Annotated in this window: 2 protein-coding genes; both read left to right on the top strand. The window is 62.3% G+C overall.

The genetic code is table 11. The features are described from left to right. A partial coding sequence (atpD, locus tag AC3IFE_RS21265; RefSeq protein ID WP_489191856.1) for a F0F1 ATP synthase subunit beta occupies positions 1 to 1,332 on the top strand: 1,332 nt, incomplete at its 5' end. Between the two features lie 120 nt (positions 1,333 to 1,452). Next, positions 1,453 to 1,641, top strand: a 189-nt coding sequence (gene atpC / locus AC3IFE_RS21260; RefSeq protein ID WP_489191857.1) for an ATP synthase F1 subunit epsilon, incomplete at its 3' end; no start/stop codon positions are given.

Genomic DNA, 1,641 nt, shown 5'->3' with positions numbered 1-1,641 from the left:
GAATTCCCGCGCGACAGCATGCCGAAGATCTACGACGCGCTCATTCTCGATGGCTCGGAACTGACGCTCGAAGTCCAGCAACAGCTGGGCGACGGCGTGGTCCGTACCATTTGTCTGGGTGCATCCGACGGCCTGCGCCGCGGCCTGACCGTGAAGAACACGGCAAAGCCGATCTCGGTGCCGGTCGGCAAGCCGACCCTCGGCCGTATCATGGACGTGCTCGGCCGTCCGATCGACGAAGCCGGCCCGATCGAAAGCGAAACGACGCGTTCGATCCACCAGAAGGCTCCGGCGTTCGACGAACTGTCGCCGTCGACTGAACTGCTCGAAACGGGTATCAAGGTCATCGACCTGATCTGCCCGTTCGCGAAGGGCGGCAAGGTCGGCCTGTTCGGCGGTGCTGGCGTGGGCAAGACCGTCAACATGATGGAACTCATCAACAACATCGCGAAGGAACACGGCGGTTATTCCGTGTTCGCGGGCGTGGGCGAGCGTACCCGTGAAGGGAACGACTTCTACCACGAAATGAAGGACTCGAACGTTCTCGACAAGGTCGCGCTGGTGTACGGCCAGATGAACGAGCCGCCGGGCAACCGTCTGCGCGTCGCGCTGACCGGCCTGACGATGGCCGAGCACTTCCGTGACGAAGGCCTCGACGTGCTGTTCTTCGTCGACAACATCTACCGTTTCACGCTGGCCGGTACCGAAGTGTCGGCACTGCTCGGCCGTATGCCGTCGGCAGTGGGCTATCAGCCGACGCTGGCTGAAGAAATGGGCAAGCTGCAAGAGCGCATCACGTCGACCAAGAAGGGCTCGATTACGTCGGTCCAGGCCGTGTACGTCCCTGCGGACGACTTGACCGACCCGTCGCCGGCGACCACCTTCGGCCACCTGGACGCAACCGTCGTTCTGTCGCGTGACATCGCTTCGCTGGGTATCTACCCGGCGGTCGACCCGCTCGACTCGACGTCGCGCCAGATCGACCCGAACGTGATCGGTGAAGAGCACTACTCGATCACCCGTCGCGTTCAGCAGACGCTGCAGCGCTACAAGGAACTGCGCGACATCATCGCGATTCTGGGCATGGACGAACTGTCGCCGGAAGACAAGCTGTCGGTCGCACGTGCGCGTAAGATCCAGCGTTTCCTGTCGCAGCCGTTCCACGTCGCTGAAGTGTTCACGGGCTCGCCGGGCAAGTACGTGCCGCTGAAGGAAACGATCCGTGGCTTCAAGATGATCGTCGACGGCGAGTGCGACCACCTGCCGGAACAGGCGTTCTACATGGTCGGCACGATCGACGAAGCCTTCGAAAAGGCCAAGAAGATCCAGTAAGGGCTGAGTGAGTCGCAAGCCGGCGAGCGCCGGCCGGAGCAACGAGTCAGCAATGACTTGTATGCCGGCCGCCTGCGCCGGCCGCAATACGCTCAACCCGTGGATGAGATTGGAGTCGATATGGCAACCATCAAAGTAGACGTCGTCAGCGCGGAAGAGCAGATCTTCTCGGGCGAGGCGAAATTCGTCGCGCTGCCGGGCGAAACGGGTGAGCTGGGCATTCTGCCGGGTCACACGCCGCTCATTACCCGGATTCGTCCGGGTGCGGTGCGCATCGAAGTCGAGGGCGGCAACGACGAATTCGTGTTC

This window comes from Burkholderia sp. APQ4-4ca (assembly GCF_057837105.1).
The sequence above is the reverse complement of the archived record's forward strand: the minus strand, read 5'-3'. Positions and strand labels throughout refer to the sequence as shown.